This window comes from Mycobacterium sp. DL, assembly GCF_039729195.1.
In the GTDB taxonomy this organism is placed as follows: Bacteria; Actinomycetota; Actinomycetes; order Mycobacteriales; family Mycobacteriaceae; genus Mycobacterium; species Mycobacterium hippocampi_A.
Map to the genome: position 1 here is coordinate 1,263,732 of NZ_CP155796.1, position 15,816 is coordinate 1,279,547.

The 15,816-nt window shown below is 67.0% G+C and carries 17 protein-coding genes; 6 read left to right on the forward strand and 11 right to left on the reverse strand.

Features of this window, described 5'->3' with window-relative positions; genetic code table 11:
* The first annotated feature begins 41 nt into the window (after nucleotides 1-41).
* Complete coding sequence (locus tag ABDC78_RS06145) at nucleotides 42-347, forward strand: type VII secretion target (protein ID WP_178358990.1); 306 nt, start codon at nucleotides 42-44, stop codon at nucleotides 345-347.
* 9 nt (nucleotides 348-356) lie between these two features.
* Nucleotides 357-1,808, forward strand: coding sequence for a hypothetical protein (locus tag ABDC78_RS06150; protein WP_178358845.1), 1,452 nt, complete (start codon nucleotides 357-359; stop codon nucleotides 1,806-1,808).
* On the opposite strand, the gene ABDC78_RS06155 is transcribed toward ABDC78_RS06150, so the two are convergent.
* On the reverse strand, nucleotides 1,783-2,925 hold the full coding sequence (locus ABDC78_RS06155) for an acyl-CoA dehydrogenase family protein (RefSeq protein ID WP_178358846.1): 1,143 nt from the start codon (nucleotides 2,923-2,925) through the stop codon (nucleotides 1,783-1,785). The genes ABDC78_RS06150 and ABDC78_RS06155 overlap by 26 nt on opposite strands.
* 44 nt (nucleotides 2,926-2,969) lie before the next feature.
* Here ABDC78_RS06155 and ABDC78_RS06160 point away from each other — a divergent pair, with 44 nt between their 5' ends.
* Nucleotides 2,970-3,545 carry a TetR/AcrR family transcriptional regulator gene (locus ABDC78_RS06160; RefSeq protein WP_178358847.1) on the forward strand — a complete coding sequence of 192 codons (576 nt, stop codon included), beginning with the start codon at nucleotides 2,970-2,972 and terminating at the stop codon, nucleotides 3,543-3,545.
* Nucleotides 3,546-3,549: 4 nt separating this feature from the next.
* Here the strand turns inward: ABDC78_RS06160 and ABDC78_RS06165 are convergent, their stop codons facing one another.
* The 7 genes from ABDC78_RS06165 to ABDC78_RS06195 are packed head-to-tail and all read right to left on the reverse strand — an operon-like array spanning nucleotide 3,550 to nucleotide 10,061.
* On the reverse strand, nucleotides 3,550-4,281 hold the full coding sequence (locus tag ABDC78_RS06165) for an enoyl-CoA hydratase/isomerase family protein (protein ID WP_178358848.1): 732 nt from the start codon (nucleotides 4,279-4,281) through the stop codon (nucleotides 3,550-3,552).
* Complete coding sequence (locus ABDC78_RS06170; RefSeq protein WP_178358849.1) at nucleotides 4,281-5,822, reverse strand: aldehyde dehydrogenase; 1,542 nt, start codon at nucleotides 5,820-5,822, stop codon at nucleotides 4,281-4,283. The genes ABDC78_RS06165 and ABDC78_RS06170 overlap by 1 nt, the downstream gene beginning before the upstream one ends.
* 25 nt (nucleotides 5,823-5,847) lie before the next feature.
* Nucleotides 5,848-6,612, reverse strand: coding sequence for an ABC transporter ATP-binding protein (locus ABDC78_RS06175; protein ID WP_178358850.1), 765 nt, complete (start codon nucleotides 6,610-6,612; stop codon nucleotides 5,848-5,850).
* 24 nt (nucleotides 6,613-6,636) lie between these two features.
* Complete coding sequence (locus tag ABDC78_RS06180) at nucleotides 6,637-7,452, reverse strand: ABC transporter permease (protein WP_178358851.1); 816 nt, start codon at nucleotides 7,450-7,452, stop codon at nucleotides 6,637-6,639.
* 1 nt (nucleotide 7,453) lies between these two features.
* Nucleotides 7,454-8,287, reverse strand: a complete 834-nt coding sequence (locus tag ABDC78_RS06185) for an ABC transporter permease (RefSeq protein ID WP_178358852.1) — start codon at nucleotides 8,285-8,287, stop codon at nucleotides 7,454-7,456.
* A complete protein-coding gene (locus ABDC78_RS06190) occupies nucleotides 8,284-9,324 on the reverse strand; it encodes an ABC transporter substrate-binding protein (RefSeq protein ID WP_178358853.1) in 1,041 nt (346 codons plus the stop codon). The genes ABDC78_RS06185 and ABDC78_RS06190 overlap by 4 nt, the downstream gene beginning before the upstream one ends.
* Nucleotides 9,321-10,061: a GntR family transcriptional regulator gene (locus ABDC78_RS06195; RefSeq protein ID WP_178358854.1), complete on the reverse strand. Its 741-nt coding sequence runs from the start codon at nucleotides 10,059-10,061 to the stop codon at nucleotides 9,321-9,323. Before ABDC78_RS06195 ends, ABDC78_RS06190 begins: the two co-directional genes overlap by 4 nt.
* 163 nt (nucleotides 10,062-10,224) lie before the next feature.
* Here ABDC78_RS06195 and ABDC78_RS06200 point away from each other — a divergent pair, with 163 nt between their 5' ends.
* On the forward strand, nucleotides 10,225-10,620 hold the full coding sequence (locus tag ABDC78_RS06200) for a DUF6632 domain-containing protein (protein WP_178358855.1): 396 nt from the start codon (nucleotides 10,225-10,227) through the stop codon (nucleotides 10,618-10,620).
* Here ABDC78_RS06200 and ABDC78_RS06205 read toward each other — a convergent pair.
* From ABDC78_RS06205 to ABDC78_RS06215, 3 genes are read right to left on the reverse strand one after another with little or no spacing between them, the layout of a single operon-like run.
* The gene (locus ABDC78_RS06205) at nucleotides 10,604-11,026 is read right to left on the reverse strand and encodes a PPOX class F420-dependent oxidoreductase (RefSeq protein WP_178358856.1); all 423 of its coding nucleotides are present in this window, start codon (nucleotides 11,024-11,026) and stop codon (nucleotides 10,604-10,606) included. The two genes, ABDC78_RS06200 and ABDC78_RS06205, sit on opposite strands and share 17 nt — an antisense overlap.
* Entirely contained in the window at nucleotides 11,023-12,060 is a 1,038-nt protein-coding gene (locus ABDC78_RS06210; protein ID WP_178358857.1) for an LLM class F420-dependent oxidoreductase, read from the reverse strand. The genes ABDC78_RS06205 and ABDC78_RS06210 overlap by 4 nt, the downstream gene beginning before the upstream one ends.
* Before the next feature lie 42 nt (nucleotides 12,061-12,102).
* Complete coding sequence (locus tag ABDC78_RS06215; protein WP_178358858.1) at nucleotides 12,103-12,948, reverse strand: hypothetical protein; 846 nt, start codon at nucleotides 12,946-12,948, stop codon at nucleotides 12,103-12,105.
* A 55-nt stretch (nucleotides 12,949-13,003) separates the two neighbouring features.
* On the opposite strand from ABDC78_RS06215, the gene glmS reads away from it, so the two are divergent.
* Nucleotides 13,004-14,881 (forward strand): glutamine--fructose-6-phosphate transaminase (isomerizing), encoded by a 1,878-nt coding sequence (gene glmS / locus ABDC78_RS06220; protein WP_178358859.1) that lies wholly within the window; start codon nucleotides 13,004-13,006, stop codon nucleotides 14,879-14,881.
* Between the two features lie 5 nt (nucleotides 14,882-14,886).
* The gene (locus ABDC78_RS06225; RefSeq protein ID WP_347133343.1) at nucleotides 14,887-15,795 is read left to right on the forward strand and encodes an alpha/beta hydrolase; all 909 of its coding nucleotides are present in this window, start codon (nucleotides 14,887-14,889) and stop codon (nucleotides 15,793-15,795) included.
* The last annotated feature ends 21 nt before the right edge of the window (nucleotides 15,796-15,816 follow it).

Here is a 15,816-nt window from a genome sequence, read left to right on the forward strand (position 1 = left end):
CCGGTGGGAACCGACAGCGCGTGTCGGCCGTCCAACCTCATATGGGACAAGCAGGCGCCGCGCACGTCGATGTGGGGGCAGTGCGCGAGATCGCGCGCGAATACGAGACCGAGGCGCTGATCGTCGACGCCGCCGTGCGAACGCACCTGGGTGATCTGGCCTTCGGGGGCGCCCGTGCGGGCCGCGCCTACGCGACGCACGGCGACACGCTGCGCACTGCTGTCGACGATGTTGTTGCGGCACTGCGACGCTGGTCGCGTGCGGCCGACGACATCGCCGCCGCGCTGCGGGCTTCCGCGGACCGCTATCAGGATGCCGATGCGCGCGCCGCCGCGCGGGTGGGATAGTCGCCGTCGATGGCTGGGAATTTCAACGTCTCCGCACGCCTGGCCGACGGTGTGCCCGCGGTCGACAACCTGCAGCGGTATGTCTCGGCCTGCCATCGTCTCGGTTACCGGCACCCGGACCTGACATTGCACGACGCGCAACTGCACGACTGGTACGGCACCGAGAGAGGCATGGATCTGGCTGCGCTGCAGGGTGACTGGGCAGCACTCGACGCGGCGGCCCGCGCGACCCAGGATGCGCTTGCGGTGACCGAACGGCAGCTGTCGGCACTCCCGGCGGCGTGGCAGGGTGCGGGCGCCGACGCCGCCCTCGGTGTGCTGCGCCGACATGGTGACGCCGCCGCGGCGGCCGCTGCTGCGGTGCGTACCGCAGCCGAGGCGTTCGGCGCACTGCGGGAGAGCCTGTGGCAGGCGGTCGAGACAAAAGTTGATGCCGTTATCGCGATCGAAGGCCGGACGGAGGCGCACCGAGCTGAGTGGCTGTCGGCTGCGGGCACGGTCACAACAGGCGCGGGGGACCGGGCGACCGCCGATGAGATCATCGACCAGGCGGTGACACCGTTCGTGGACAGCAGCATCGGCACCGACGGCCTGGCCGTGATGCGCGCCGCGATGTCCTCGGTCGCCGAGGCCTATCAGCGCGCAACCGCTGAGATCGCGGCCGAACACCAGCCCACATTCGAGGTCCCGGGCGACCTGGGGCCGCGGTGGGTGGCCCCGGCTGTGCGCGCCGGGGAAGACCGGATCCACTGCGAGGATCGGATGCACTGCGAGGACCGCCCGCCGCCCGCACAGCTCGCAGGTCCGGCGGCTGCAGCACCGACGATTCCTTCGGCCTGGGCCGCAGCTCCACCGCCCGCAGCTCCACCATCCGCGCCGCCGCCGGTCGCTCCGCCGCCCGTCACATCGGAAGTCCCTGCAGCACAACCGGCCCCGCTGGTGCCACCGGGGCCGCCGATGTCCCCGCCGATGTCGCCGATGGGCGGCATGGGTTCCGGGATGCCCGACGTCGGCGGCGGCCTGTCGGGGCTCGGCCAGCAGTTCGCCGATACGCTCGGCGGGTTGCTGGGTGGATCGGACGGGTCACTCCCGGAGCCGCCCGATCTCGACGTCCCCGAACTCGACGATCCGCTGGAAGCCGACGACGAGCCCGCTGACGAGAAGCCCGCCGACGAGGAGCCCGCCGATGACGAGCCCGCCGATGACGAGCCCGCCGAAGAACCCGTCGAGGAGTATGTTGCCGCAGGCGAATCCGAACCGGAGGAATGTGTCGAGCCGGCCGGGGTGGCGACCGAACCGGCGCCGGCACCGACCCCGGTGCCACCGCCCGCCGAACCGCTGCCACCGGCCGACGCGGCACCGGCGGATCCTGTGGTGGCCGAGCAGACACCGTGTGCGATCGCCGCTGACGAACTGCCTCAGGTCGGCGACCCACTCAGCGGCGAGCCAGGTGCCGGCTGATCACCAGACGCTGAATCTGGTTGGTGCCCTCGAAGATCTGCATGATCTTGGCCTCCCGCATGTAGCGCTCGACGCGGTAGTCGCGGGTGTAGCCCGCCCCACCGAACACCTGGACCGCGTCGGTCGTCACCTTCATCGCCGCGTCGGTGGCGACCAGTTTGGCGACCGACGCCTGGCGTGAGTACGGCAGGCCGGCATCGCGCCGACGGGCGGCGTCGAGATAGGTGGCCCGTGCGGAGTCGACGGCTGCCGCCATGTCGGCGAGAACAAAAGCCAGTCCCTGATGGTCGATGATGCTGCGGCCGAACGTGGTTCGCTCCTGGCTGTAGTTCACCGCATCGTCGAGTGCCGCCTGGGCCAGGCCGGTGGCCACCGCGGCGATGCCGAGGCGCCCGGAGTCCAGTGAGCTGAAAGCGATCTGCAGACCTTGGCCTTCGGTGCCGATGCGACGGTCGGCGTCGACGAATGCGTCGTCGTAGTGCGCAGCGGTGGTGGGCACCGCGTGCAGGCCCATCTTCTCCTCTGGCCTGCCGAATGTCAGGCCGGGGGTGTCCTTCGCGACGAGGAAACAGGAGATGCCCTGCGAGCCTTCGCCGGTGCGGGCGAACAGGTTGTAGAAGTCTGCGATGCCGCCGTGGGTGATCCAGGCCTTCGCGCCGTTGATCGTGTAACCGTCGTCGACCGCGGTGGCCTTGCAGGTCAGGGCGGCGGCATCGGAACCGGCCTGTGGTTCGGAAAGACTGTAGGCGCCGACCGTGGACCCGCCGAGCATCTCCGGCAGCCAGCGTTGCTGTTGCTCGGGGGTGCCGAAGGCGAACAGCGGATGACACGACAGGCTGTGGACGCTGACCGCGACAGCAACCGCCGCCCAGCGGGCAGCGATCTCTTCGAGCACCTGCAGATACACCTCGTAGGGCTGACTGCCGCCGCCCCATTGTTCGGGGTAGGGCAGGCTCAACAGGCCCGCGTCGCCGAGCGTCGCGAACACCCCCGACGGGTAGGTCTCGTCCCGCTCGTGTTGATCGACGATCGGGTCGAGGGCCTTGTCGGAGATCTGTCGGGCGAGCTCGATCAGCTCGTGTGCTTCGTCGGTGGGGAGCAGACGGTCCACAGCCATACCGGGAACAGTACTACAGGACCATCTACAGTACTATTGCCGCCATGGCCAGGCCCGCGTTCGCCACCAGGCGGCGTACCGAGTTGTTCGACTCGCTCACCGACCTGCTGCTGTCCGAGGGCTTCGCTCACCTCACGCTCGAGGACATCGCCGCGAGACTGCGGTGTTCGAAGTCGACGCTCTACACACTGGCCGGCAGCAAGGAGCAGTTGGTGCAGGCGGCCACCGTGCACTTCTTCCGTTCGGCAACGGAATTCGTGGAATCCCGGGTCGCGAGCGCGCGGGGCGCGCGTAATCGCATCGCCGCCTACCTGGCCGCGGTCGGGACCGCGCTGGATCCCGCGTCGGACCAGTTCATGGTCGACCTCGATGCCTTCGCCCCCGCACGCGCGGTCTACGAGCAGAACACCCGTATCGCCGCGCGCAGGGTGCAGGAGTTGATCGCCGAAGGTGTGGCGGCAGGGGATTTCCGCGACGTGCACGCCGCATTCGCCGCCGACCTGGTGGCCACGGTCATGGTGCGGATCCAGCAGCGCGTGGTGCGAGAGAACACCGGACTCGACGATGCCGACGCCTACCGCGAGCTCGCCGCGATCCTCACCGGCGGGATCGAGGCGTGAGGGGCTAGCGGGACCTGCGCATCGATCCCAGCACCAGGCGGTCGGCGGCCAACTCGTAGGCCTGCCCCGGGGTCAGCGACTCCACCGACCGCAACATCTTCCGGATCTCGGTGTGGACGCGCGGTTGTGCTCGCACCAGCGACTGCACCCGCCGCCCGACCGCCTCGTCCAATGCTGCGACGTCGTCGGTCACCTCGTTGAGCAGCCCGAGGCGAACCGCTTCGTCGCCCGACACCGGCTCGCCGGTCGCGGTGAGCCAGAACGCTTCCCGTCGCCCCACCATCGCGGGCAGCCAGGCCAGCACCAGTGCGGGTGCCAGGTCGATCCGGACCTCCGGAAAGTTCAGCCGGGCCGTGCGCGTAGCCACCGCCACATCGCACAGCGCCGCCAGGCCGACACCGAAACCGGCTGCGTCACCGTGCACACGCGCCACCGTCACCAGCCTGGTCGCGGCGAGTGCCTCGTTGAGCGCGATCAGCCGCTGTACCTCAACCGGGAGGTCGTCCGGGGTGGCGGCGGTGCGCTCGCGGCCGAGGCAGAAGTGCTCGCCGGCAGCACTCAACACCAGCACGTGTACTTCCGCAGGTGGGTCGGCCAACACCGCTGCGAGCGCGTCGCACATGGCCATGGTCATCAGGTTGCCGTCGGGTGCGTCGAGCACCGCGGTCAGCACGGCCCCGTCGTGTTGGAAGGACAGTCCGTCGGTGACGGGCAGATCCGCCAGTGAAATCGTCATCAGTTCAACCGCTCCAATGCCACGTCGCCATACCAGTCCACGTCGGTGTCGGCGGTGCGGATCGTCACCGCCCGCACATGGGTGAAATCGTCGAAGGACTCCCAGCCACCTTCCCGGCCGTGTCCGCTTTCCCGCACACCTCCCCACGGAGAGCACGGATCCAGGCGGTGGTGGTCGTTGACCCACACGATGCCCTGCTCGAGTTTGGCGGCCACTCGGTGCGCTCTGGCCACGTCGCGCGTCCAGATCGAGGAGCCGAGTCCGTACGGTGAGTCGTTCGCGATGCCCACCGCATCTGACTCGTCGCTGAAGGGGATCACAACGAGTACCGGTCCGAAGATCTCCTCACGGGCCACCCGCATCTGGTTGTTGACGCCGGAGAGAACCGTCGGGGCGACAAAATACCCGTCGAGGCCTGCGATCTCGGGCGCATACCCTCCGGTGGCCACAGTGGCCCCCTCGGAGCGACCGACCTCGACATAGTCGAGGATGCGGGTGCGTGCCCGCTCCGAGATCACCGGCCCGAGTTGAGTTCCGGGCTGGCTCGGGTCACCGATGCGGATGCTCTCGGCCTGCGCGACGAGCGCGGCGACGAACTCGTCGTAGATCGTCTCCTGGACCAGGATGCGGGTGCCGGCGATGCACGTCTGGCCGGCTCCGATGAAACCACCGAACGCCGCACCCCGCGCAGCCACCTCGACGGGGACGTCGTCGAACACCAGAACCGGTGTCTTGCCGCCCAATTCGACGGTCGACTTGGCGAAGCGCCGGGCGGTTGCCATCGAAATCGATCTGCCGACCTCGGTGCCCCCTGTGAAGACCACCTTGTCGACCAGGGGGTGCTCGGCCAGCCTCGCACCGGTGACCGGGCCCAGGCCCGGCACCACGTTGAGCACACCGGGTGGGATACCGGCTTCCAGGGCCAGCGCGCCGACGAGCAGGGCGGTCAGCGGTGTCTGCTCCGACGGCTTGAGAACGACGCTGTTGCCGGTGGCCAGAGCCGGTGCCACGCTCTTGGACGCGATCATCAGGGGATGGTTGAACGAGGACAGCGTGGCGACGACGCCCAGCGGGAATCGTGATGTGTACGAATGATATTCGCCGGACATCGGCACCACGGCATTGCGCGAGGCGAGGAGCAGGGCGGCGTTGTACCGGTACCACTCCGGCAACCGGGTGATCTGAGCTTTCGTCTCGGTGATCGGCCGCCCGTTGTTGACCGTCTCCAGCCGGTACAGCTCGTTCATGTCGCGCTCGAGCAGGTCACCGAAGCGGTGCAGGATCCGCGACCGTTCCTGAATCGACAACTGGGACCAGACGCCGGCGTCGAAGGCTGCCCGTGCCGAGGACACCGCGTCGTCGGTGTCCGCCATGCTGGCACTGTGGCAACGTGCGAACACCTTGGCGGTGGCCGGGTTGACCAGTTCGAGCAGGTCACCTCCACCGGGCCGGTGTTCGCCGTTGATCAACAGCGCGTGCGCCGATTCACCGTTGGTGCCCAGAAGCGTTGGTGCTGCCGAGGACGTGGACTGTTCAGGCATGAAGTGGCCTCTTTTTCTTTGTGAGTCAGGCATGTGCGGGAGCGGGGGCCGGTGTCGTGGCGGCCTCGAGGTCCTCGAATCGGCGCAGGATCGATGACTCCAGGACGGCGACCTTCTCGTTGGACGCCTTGCGCGGCCGCGGCAGATCGACCGGGATGTCCTCGTGGATGGTCCCGCCGGGAGCGAGCATCAGGATGCGGTCGGACAGTTCGGCGGCCTCGCTGACGTCGTGGGTCACGAACACGACCGTCTTGCGCGTCGCTGCCCAGAGTTCCTGCAGGTGCTCGCGCAGCCCCCGGGCGGTGATGGCGTCGAGGTGGCTGAACGGCTCGTCCATCAGCAGCACGTCGGGTTCGACCGAGAGCGCCCGGGCGATGCCGACCCGCTGCTGCTGGCCGCCGGAGAGCTGACCCGGCCACTTCTTCTCGGCATGGCCCAGGCCGACACGCCGAAGTGCTTCGTGCACCCGCTCTTTCGCCGCATCGTCGTGGGTTCGCTGGACGTACATCAGGTTGTCGAAGATCGAGCGCCAGGGGAGCAGTCGGGGCTCCTGGAAGACGTAGGCCAGCTTGCCCGGCCGGTCGGCCGAACCGATGGACACCGAACCTGAGGTCGCGGTCTCGATTCCCGCGATGATGTTGAGTAGCGTGGTCTTCCCGCACCCCGACGGGCCGACAAGAGACACGAACGAACGGTCGGCGATCTCGAAGTCGATACCGTCGATGACGGTCTGGGGTCCGGTCGGTGTGGTGAACACCTTGACCAGTTTTTTCACGTGGACAGTGGCCATGACGGGATTCCTTCTGTTCGGATGTCAGGCGGCCGGAGCCGCGGCAGGGGTGGCACTCGTGGATTCGCCGTCGCGCCAACGGAATGCGCGGCGCGACAGGCGCTCCAGAACTACCCGGTCGGTCAGGACCATGAAGAGGATGAAGAACGCGATCCAGGCGACGAACCCTGGCATCTGGTTGGCGTCGTACCAGTACCGGGCCTGATGGCCGACACCGTCGGCCGATCCGAACCACTCCGACAGCAGCAGTCCGTTCCAGCCGGACATGACGCCGAATCGGATCCCGGCGACGGTGTATCCGGTGACCGAGGGAAGGATCACGTGGCGCAACCGTCGGGCCGGCGTCACGCCGTAGGAGTCCGACATGTCCAGCAGCGCAGGCGGTATGGAGCGTGCCCCTGCTGCCACGTTGACGACCACGAACGGTACTGCCGAGAGCACCACGGTGACGATCGGCGCGGTGTCGGAGAATCCGAACCACATGGCGCACAGCAGCGCCCAGATCACCGCCGGGATGGCCAGGCCGACCAGGTTGACGTCGCCGAACATGTCGTCGAACAGCCGTGATGACCCGATGGCGAGGCCGATGGCGATTCCGACGGCGATGGAGATGGCCATGCCGATCCCGAAGCGCTGCATGCTGATGGCGAAGTTGAAGAAGAACTCCCCGCGCTCGACCTCCCTCATCGCGGCCTGGATGACGGGCGCCGGTCCTGGGATGCGTTCGCTGAACATGCCGGCCGCCTGCCACAGCAGCAGGAAGACGACTGCGGCGGCCGCGCTGGCGCCGAACGGTCCGGTGAGCCAGGACGGTTTCGTTGTTGGTGCGGTTGTGGTCATGTCAGCGACCTCCTCTCCATGCGAAGAACCGGCGTTCGAGTCCGGCAAGGAAAACCCGCTCGATCAGCAGGATGAACAGCACGAAGAATCCGGTCCACGCCAGCACGCCGGCGACCGAGAACTCCTGGTAGGACTGGCGAATCATGAAGCCGATGCCACTTCGCCCGCCGAACACCTCGGTGAGGGCCTCCACCTTCCAGGCCATCGCGAAGCCGTACCGCAACGCGGCGAACAGGAACGGCATGATCGACGGCAGGAACACCGACCGGAGGATGGCGCTGCGGTTCAGGCCGTACACCGTGCTCATGTCGATCAGATTCCGATCGACCTCCTCGACGCCCTGCGCCACGTTGAGCGCCACGTAGGGGAGCGCGACGAAGGCCACCACGACGATCGGACCGATGGCGCCGATCCCGAACAGGATCAGGGCGAACACCGCGAACGCCAGACCGGGCACGTTGCCCAGGACGAGCAGTGGCTGCTGGAAGAAGTAGTTCCAGTACCGCATCCGTCCCATCAGCAGTCCCAGCGGGACGCCCACCACAGTGCCGATCGCGAAGCCCACAGCGATCTTGACGATGCTGGAGCCGAACTGGACGAACGCGGTGCCGTCGGCGGCGAGGTGCCACATCTCGGCACCGACCGTCCAGGGCGCAGGCAGCACGTAGGGGGTGAAGAAGAACAGCGAGCACGCCGACCACACGGCGAACAGGGTGAGGTATCCGGTCAGTGCCAGACCGGTACGTCGCAGGTTTCTGCCTATCGCGCCGGGGGGTGCGTCCCCGGGGGCCGGGGGTGCACCTCCCTCGGTGCGCTCGGCGGTGGTGGCCGTCATGACCCGTTGCCACCCTCGGAGACCCGGAAGTTGGGCAGGGCCTGGGATTCATCCATGAAACCGGTCTCCTTCAGCAGTGGGAAGACCTGGGATTCGCCGTCGGCCCACTGCTGGTCGAAGCGTACGTCGCGGACGAACCAGTCGTTGTCGTTGACGTACTCCTGGACGAAGGCGACGTCCTCGGGTGCCTCGACCGCGAAGTGCTGCGGGTAGGTCTCGATGATCTCGGTCTTGTTCTGCTCCCACTCCTGCAGTCCGCGCTGCCAGACGTCGAGGAAGAACTCGACCTGCTCGGGATTCTCCTCGGCCCATTCGGCCCCGGCGAGGAACACGTTGATCATCGGGCCCTCGTGGCCCTCGACGACCAGGTCGGCATACATGTCCTTGGAGGCCTTGCCGTCATAGAGCACCTTGAGCTCCCCGGAACGCAGGCCCGGGGTGGCGAACTCGGGGAGGCACACACACGCTGCGACCTCACCCCGTTCGACGAGGTCCGCCTGCTGCTGCGGGTCGGCCACGATGATGTTGTAATCCCCTCCGCCGGAACGGAAGTCGACGTCATGGAGTTTCTTCGCGTAGGCACCCCATACCAGCGTCGCCGACACCGCGGTGAAGGCGGAGATGTCCTGGCCCTTCAGGTCGGCCAACGTGTTGGCAGGATTGTCGGCGCGCGCGATGATCACGCTGCGGTCCATGTTGTACTTGCCGATCACCACGGTGTTACGCCCGGTCTCCTCCTCGATGACGGGCACCTCGTAGCTTGCCGACGACACGATGTCGGCGTGACCGCCGGCGAACACGCCGAACTCGTCCCAGGTGGAAGACGCCTCGATGTTGATGCCCGACTCGGCCTCCATCTCTTCGAGGATTCCCTGGTCGGTGATGTAGTCCCACACCGGATCCGGCGCGAAGGTGAATCGAATGGTGCCGCCGTCGCCACCGGCGTTCTGTTCGGGCCTGGATACACAGGCCGAGAGGGCCACCGCGGTGGTCGCCGCCAGGACTGCGGCTGTGATGCGTCGTGCGAGACCGTTCACTTGTTTGTTCCCTTCAACTGAGCGTGAGGCGACGATGCCTCTGACGCGGCTACTGGTGCTGCCTCATGCAGGCTGACGAGATCGTCTCCGCCTGTGGCAGTGGGGTTTTCGAGAAGATAGGTGAGGATGTAGTCGTGCGAGGTCGCGAGGTGTTCGCGGGTGAGCCGGGCAGCGAGTGCGGCGTCGCCACTCTCGACGGCGGCCATGATGGCCAGGTGCTCGGCATGGAGGTGCTCGGTCCGGCCGATGACCTCGAGGTGCACGTACAGGTAGCGGTCGGTGAGCCGGCGGAGCTGCTCTACCAACTCGACCATCCGTGGTCGGTTCGCCCGCATGTACACCGCGGCGTGGAAGTCCGCGTTGGCCGCCAGCCAGGCGCGGGCGTCGACGTTCTCTTCCATGATGACGAGTTGCTTGCGCATGGTGAGGATGTCGGCGCGGCCGACATTGGGCACTGCGATCTGGGTGGCGATCGGTTCGACGGCTTCCCGCAGTTCGTAGAGTTCCTGCAGTTCGGGCACCGACATGCCGGTGACGACCGCGGTGGCATTCGACGCCGGGTGCACCAGCCCTTCGCCCGCGAGCAACTGAAGGGCATCGCGGACGGGGATCCGGCTGACACCGAAGCGCTCCGCGAGACGCAACTGGGACAGCCGCGAACCGGGAGCGATCTCACCGTGAAGGATCCCGCTGCGCAGTTCAGAGGCGACTCGACCCGCGGCATTTTGGTATGCCATCTTCTCTCCTTGTCTACCGAATGACTAAACTGTATACAGCTAAAGCTGTGGCGTCAATCACATGGCCGAACCGGGGAGGTGGCGGTCACATATCGAGCGGCCCCCAGGGGTGCGCCGGGCGTACTGTGACCCCACGATCGATGCGAGGACGCGGGAGCACGCGATGGCAATCCCTCACAGCTACAGACTTCTGCAGATCGCGCTCGTCGCCTTCGGCGCGGTGATGATCCTGCTCTATCCGCTGGCGGTCGTCTGGCCGTCGGGATGGGCGTGGCATACCGGTGCCCCGCATCAGTCCGATTACTTCATCATGATCGTCGGACTGTATGCCACGCTGGGGGTATTCCTCGCGATGGCTGCCCGCCGTCCGGAGGCCAACGTCAGCCTGATCTGGTTCACCGTGTGGTCAAGTGTCGTGCACGCAGCGATCATGGCTGTTCAGTCTGTCGGCAGCGGCCACCACAGGGGACACCTGTGGGGGGACGTTCCGGCGCTGCTCCTGGTGGCTGTTGTGCTGGCGGTGCTCGCTCGGTCTTCTGCCCTCAGTCGGCGAGGTTGAACGCCTTGAGGACCTTGGTGGGCGTGACCCGCACCACCAACTCGCCCGGGACGCCGTTGCGGCGCCCGAACTCCTCGGCCCGATCCTCGCCCATGTAGCGACCGCCGATGCGGGTTGCAGTGGCCAGAACCTCGGCAGGGTCCTCACCGATGGCTGCCGTTCCCTGAACCTGCACGAACGAGAAGGGAGGTCGGTCGTCGTCGATGCACAGCACCACGCGGGGGTCGCGATAGAGCGCCCGCCCCTTGGCGGTGGTCTTTCCGGTGTTGAACACCAACTGTTGTCCGTCGACGATGAACCAGACGGGCGCCACCAACGGTCGGCCGTCCGCCGCGACGAATCCGAGTTTTGCGGTGCGGGTGCCTTCGGAGAGGAAGCTGATCACGTCGTCGGGGAGTTCGGTCACAACAGTGACTGTAATTCCTCCACGAACGCCACGGTTTCGCGTCGGTCACTAGTCAGCGGATGCACGAGCAGTGTCGTCACGCCGGCCTCGGCGAAGGCTGCCACCCGTTCCTTGACGAAGCCGCGCGAACCCACCAGGGACACCTGGCGCACGAGTTCATCGGGCACTGCGTCGATGGCTTCGGCCTTCTTGCCGGCCAGGTAGAGATCCTGGATGTGGTCGGCGACCTCGCCGAAGCCGTAGCGCGTTGCCAGGTTGTGGTAGAAATTGCGCCCCCGGGCACCCATGCCGCCGATGTAGAGCGCCAATTGCGGCTTGGCCCAGGACAATCGCTCATCGACGTCGTCGCCGATCGCCAGGCTGGCGCTCACCATGACGTCGAGAGGACCGAGGGCCGGATCGCGTTTGGCGGCGCCCGCGCGCAGCGCATCGCCCCAGACCTCGTCGGCTTTCTCCGGGTAGAAGAACACCGGCTGCCAGCCTTCGGCGATCTCGGCGGTCAGCTCGACGTTCTTCGGGCCGAGCGCGGCGATGGTGATCGGAATCTGTTCCCGCACAGGGTGATTGATCAGCTTGAGAGGTTTTCCCAGTCCGGTGCCGCGGTCGGCCGGCAGTGGCACCTGGTAGTGCTTGCCGTCATGGCTGAGCCGTTCGCGCCGCCACACCTGACGGCAGATCTCGACGACCTCGCGGGTGCGCCCCAGGGGCGCGTCGAAGGGCACACCGTGGAAGCCCTCGACCACCTGCGGACCCGAGGTGCCCAGGCCGAGTCGGAACCGGCCGTCGGAGACGTAGTCGAGGCCCGCGGCCGTCATCGCCATCAGTGCGGGTGTGCGGGTGTAGATCGGGACGACGCCGGTGCCCAACTCGATCCGCGACGTCCGGGCCGCCAGAAAACCGAGTTGGCTGATCGCGTCGTAGGAGTAGGCCTCGGCGACCAGTGCGATGTCGACACCGATCTTCTCGAGTTCGACCACCTCCTCGACCGCATCGAGGAACCCGCCGGCGTAGCTGAGGAAGATGCCTGTTCGCATCAGCAAGATATACACCCAACCAGTTGGTTGGGCTAGCTCCGGCTAGGGCTTGAGGAGCGCGACGACCTTGTTCTCCAGGTCCACCGGGTCGTCGGCGAAGGGGTCCATCACCGGCGCCTTCGGGAGTTCGACCTCGGCGTCGGCGAAGTCCTTGTAGACCTTGTCGCCGGTCAGCATGTGCAAGAAGTACCCGGTCATCAGGGCCCGCACGATCTTCTGGGTGCTCTTGTCGGCGCCCGGAAGCCCGACGACCGGAGCCAGTCTGCGCCCCTCGACCAGACCTCCGGACTTGGTGTTCGACGTGGCGCGCAGCGTGGCCGTCTTCCACGCGCGAGCCAGCTCGACGGTGTTGGACCTCAGCGTCATCGGATCACCGGGGTCGGCAAGCACCAGGCCGGGAACGCGCAGTGTTGCCGCAGGCTGCTCGGCGGACGGCTTGGTGATCGTCGGGTACGCCGCGAACACCGCCTTCGGCTTCACCGCCATCCCCGCCGCTGCGAAGACCGTCGTCGACGCACCGAATCCATGCCCTGCCAGGCCCAGCTTGCCCGGGTGCACGCTGATGTCCCCGGTGCCCAGTCGCACGCCCGCGATGATGTCCAGCGTCGTGCCGAGGTCGTAGGCCAGAGTGAGCGCCGACGGGGCCAGTCCGGTCTCGGTGTTGGGGGCGGCCGCGACGATGCCCCAGGACGCCAGATGCTCCAGCGTTCCGTGGTAGCGATCGGCCGATGTGATCCAGTCGTGAGCGAAGGCGACGCCCGGCAGATTCTTACCCGCAGCGGGGGTGTAGACGACGCCTGGGAGCCCGGCAAAGGCCAGGTCACCGCGCATCACACGGTGTGGGCCACGGCGGGTCAACGCGTTGAAGAGCTTCTTCGTGCTGGCCACCCGATGACCGTAGCCCACCCGGAGCAGACGCGTTCCTGCACTACCCTGTATGGCTATGTGCGGAATCGTCGGCTACGTCGGGCAGCGTCCTGCCTGCGGGATCGTCGTCGACGCGCTGCGCCGGATGGAGTACCGAGGCTATGACTCGGCGGGTGTGGTGCTGCTCGACGGCCAGGGCGGGCTGACCGTTCGCCGTAAGGCAGGTCGGTTGGCCAATCTCGAAGCCGCTCTGGGGGAGACCGGAGCAGACCATCTCGTCGGAGCGACAGGTCTCGGACACACCCGGTGGGCGACACACGGCAGGCCCACCGACCGCAACGCCCACCCGCATCAGGACGCCACCGGCAAGGTCGCGGTCGTCCACAACGGCATCATCGAGAACTTCGCCGCGCTGCGCGCCGAACTCGAGGTCGCCGGGGTCGAGTTCGCCAGCGACACCGACACCGAGGTGGCAGTCCACCTGGTGGCGCGCGAGTACGCGCACGGTACGAACGCCGGCGACTTCTCTGCCGCGGTGCTGGCGGTTCTGCGGCGGCTCGAGGGTCACTTCACGCTGGTCTTCGCGCACGCCGACCAGCCGGACATGATCGTCGCCGCCCGCCGCTCCACTCCGCTGGTGCTCGGCATCGGTGACGGTGAGATGTTCGTCGGCTCCGACGTCTCCGCATTCATCGAGCACACCCGCGAGGCCGTCGAACTCGGTCAGGACCAGGCGGTGGTGGTCACCGCCGACGGTTATCGCATCACCGACTTCGCGGGAAATCTCGCAGATCCCACGACGGACTACCGCGTGTTCCACATCGACTGGGACACCTCGGCCGCCGAAAAGGGCGGCTACGAGTACTTCATGCTCAAGGAGATCGCCGAGCAGCCTGCCGCCGTCTCCGACACCCTGCTGGGTCACTTCATCGACAACCGCATCGTGCTCGACGAGCAACGCCTCGCCGACCAGGAACTACGCGATATCGACAAGGTCTTCATCGTCGCCTGCGGGACCGCGTTCCACTCCGGGCTGCTGGCCAAGTATGCGATCGAGCACTGGACCCGGCTGCCCGTCGAGGTCGAACTGGCCAGCGAATTCCGGTACCGCGACCCGGTTCTCGACAGCCACACCCTGGTGGTGGCGATCTCGCAGTCCGGTGAGACCGCCGACACGCTGGAGGCGGTGCGGCACGCCAAGGAGCAGAAGGCCAAGGTGCTGGCCATCTGCAACACCAACGGCAGCCAGATCCCCCGGGAATGTGATGCGGTGCTCTACACCCGCGCCGGACCCGAGATCGGGGTCGCGTCGACCAAGACGTTCCTGGCCCAGATCGCCGCGAGTTACCTTGTCGGACTGGCACTTGCGCAGGCCCGCGGCACCAAGTACCCCGACGAGGTGGCCCGCGAGTACCACGATCTCGAAGCGATGCCCGACCTGATCGCGCGTGTGCTGGCCACCGCCGCCGATCCCGTCGCGAAACTCGCCACCCGCTTCGCGTCGTCGCAGACGGTGCTGTTCCTGGGCCGCCACGTGGGATATCCGGTGGCGCTCGAAGGCGCGCTCAAGCTCAAGGAATTGGCGTACATGCACGCCGAGGGGTTCGCCGCGGGTGAGCTCAAGCACGGCCCGATCGCCCTCATCGAGGACGACCTGCCCGTCATCATCGTGATGCCGTCGCCGAAGAACGCGGCCACGTTGCACTCGAAGCTGCTGTCGAACATCCGGGAGATCCAGGCCCGGGGTGCCGTGACGATCGTGATCGCCGAGGAAGGTGATGACACGGTGCGGCCCTACGCCGATCATCTCATCGAGATGCCCGCGGTACCAACACTTCTGCAGCCTCTGCTGTCCTCGATTCCGCTCCAGGTGTTCGCCGCGGGCGTGGCTCAGGCGCGGGGGTACGACGTCGACAAGCCGCGGAACCTGGCGAAGTCCGTCACCGTCGAGTAGCCCGCGTGAGCACGGTCGGGCACTTCCGCAGCGACGCCGCTCACGACCACTTCGTCGCCGCCTACCGCGCCGCGATGGCCGAGCTTCCGCCATACGACGAGTCGCTGGACGTGCCAACACGTTTCGGCCAGGTGCGGGTCTACCGATTCGCGGGAGGTCCCGGACGTCCGGTCGTGCTGCTGCCGGGCCGCAACGCCTCGACGCCGATGTGGGGGGCGAATCTGGCCGGCCTGCTGGCGCATCGCACGGTGTACTCCGTCGACCTCCTCGGCGAGCCTGGGATGTCGATCCAAAAGCGACCGATCACCGGATCCGAGGATCAGGCGTCATGGTTCGACGAGCTGCTGACAGGCCTGGGTCTGAGATCCCCGCATCTGATGGGGGTGTCCTTCGGCGGGTGGTCGTCTGCCAACCATGCGGTCCGCAGACGCGGGCGTGTGACGTCGTTGACGCTGCTGGATCCGGCGATGACGTTTGCGCGCATTCCCATTCGAACGATGCTCGCCGTGATGCCGATGGGTATGCCCGGTGCGCCCGGGTTCCTCCGGAAGAAGGTACTGAAGTGGATCTCGGGAGGCGCTGATCTCGACGAATCCGTTGCGGTGGCATCGCTGATCGCAGCGGGCGCGCGCGATTTTGTGCTGCGGCAACCTCTTCCGACACGATTCACCGCTGACCAGCTAAAAGCGCTTGACGTCCCGGTGCTCGCGTTGATCGCAGGGCGCAGTGTGATCCACGATGGTCGTCGGGCCACTGAAACAGCGGCGAAGTTGTTGCCGCGCGCAGAGGTTGAACTCTGGCCCCATGCGTCACACGCGATCAGCGGCGAGTATGCCGACGAGATCGGTGGACGGGCACACCGTTTTTGGAACAGGGTGGACGGTGAAACTGCCGGCCGAACTGCGTTTTCGTGACGGCTCTCCCAGAATTGGGAA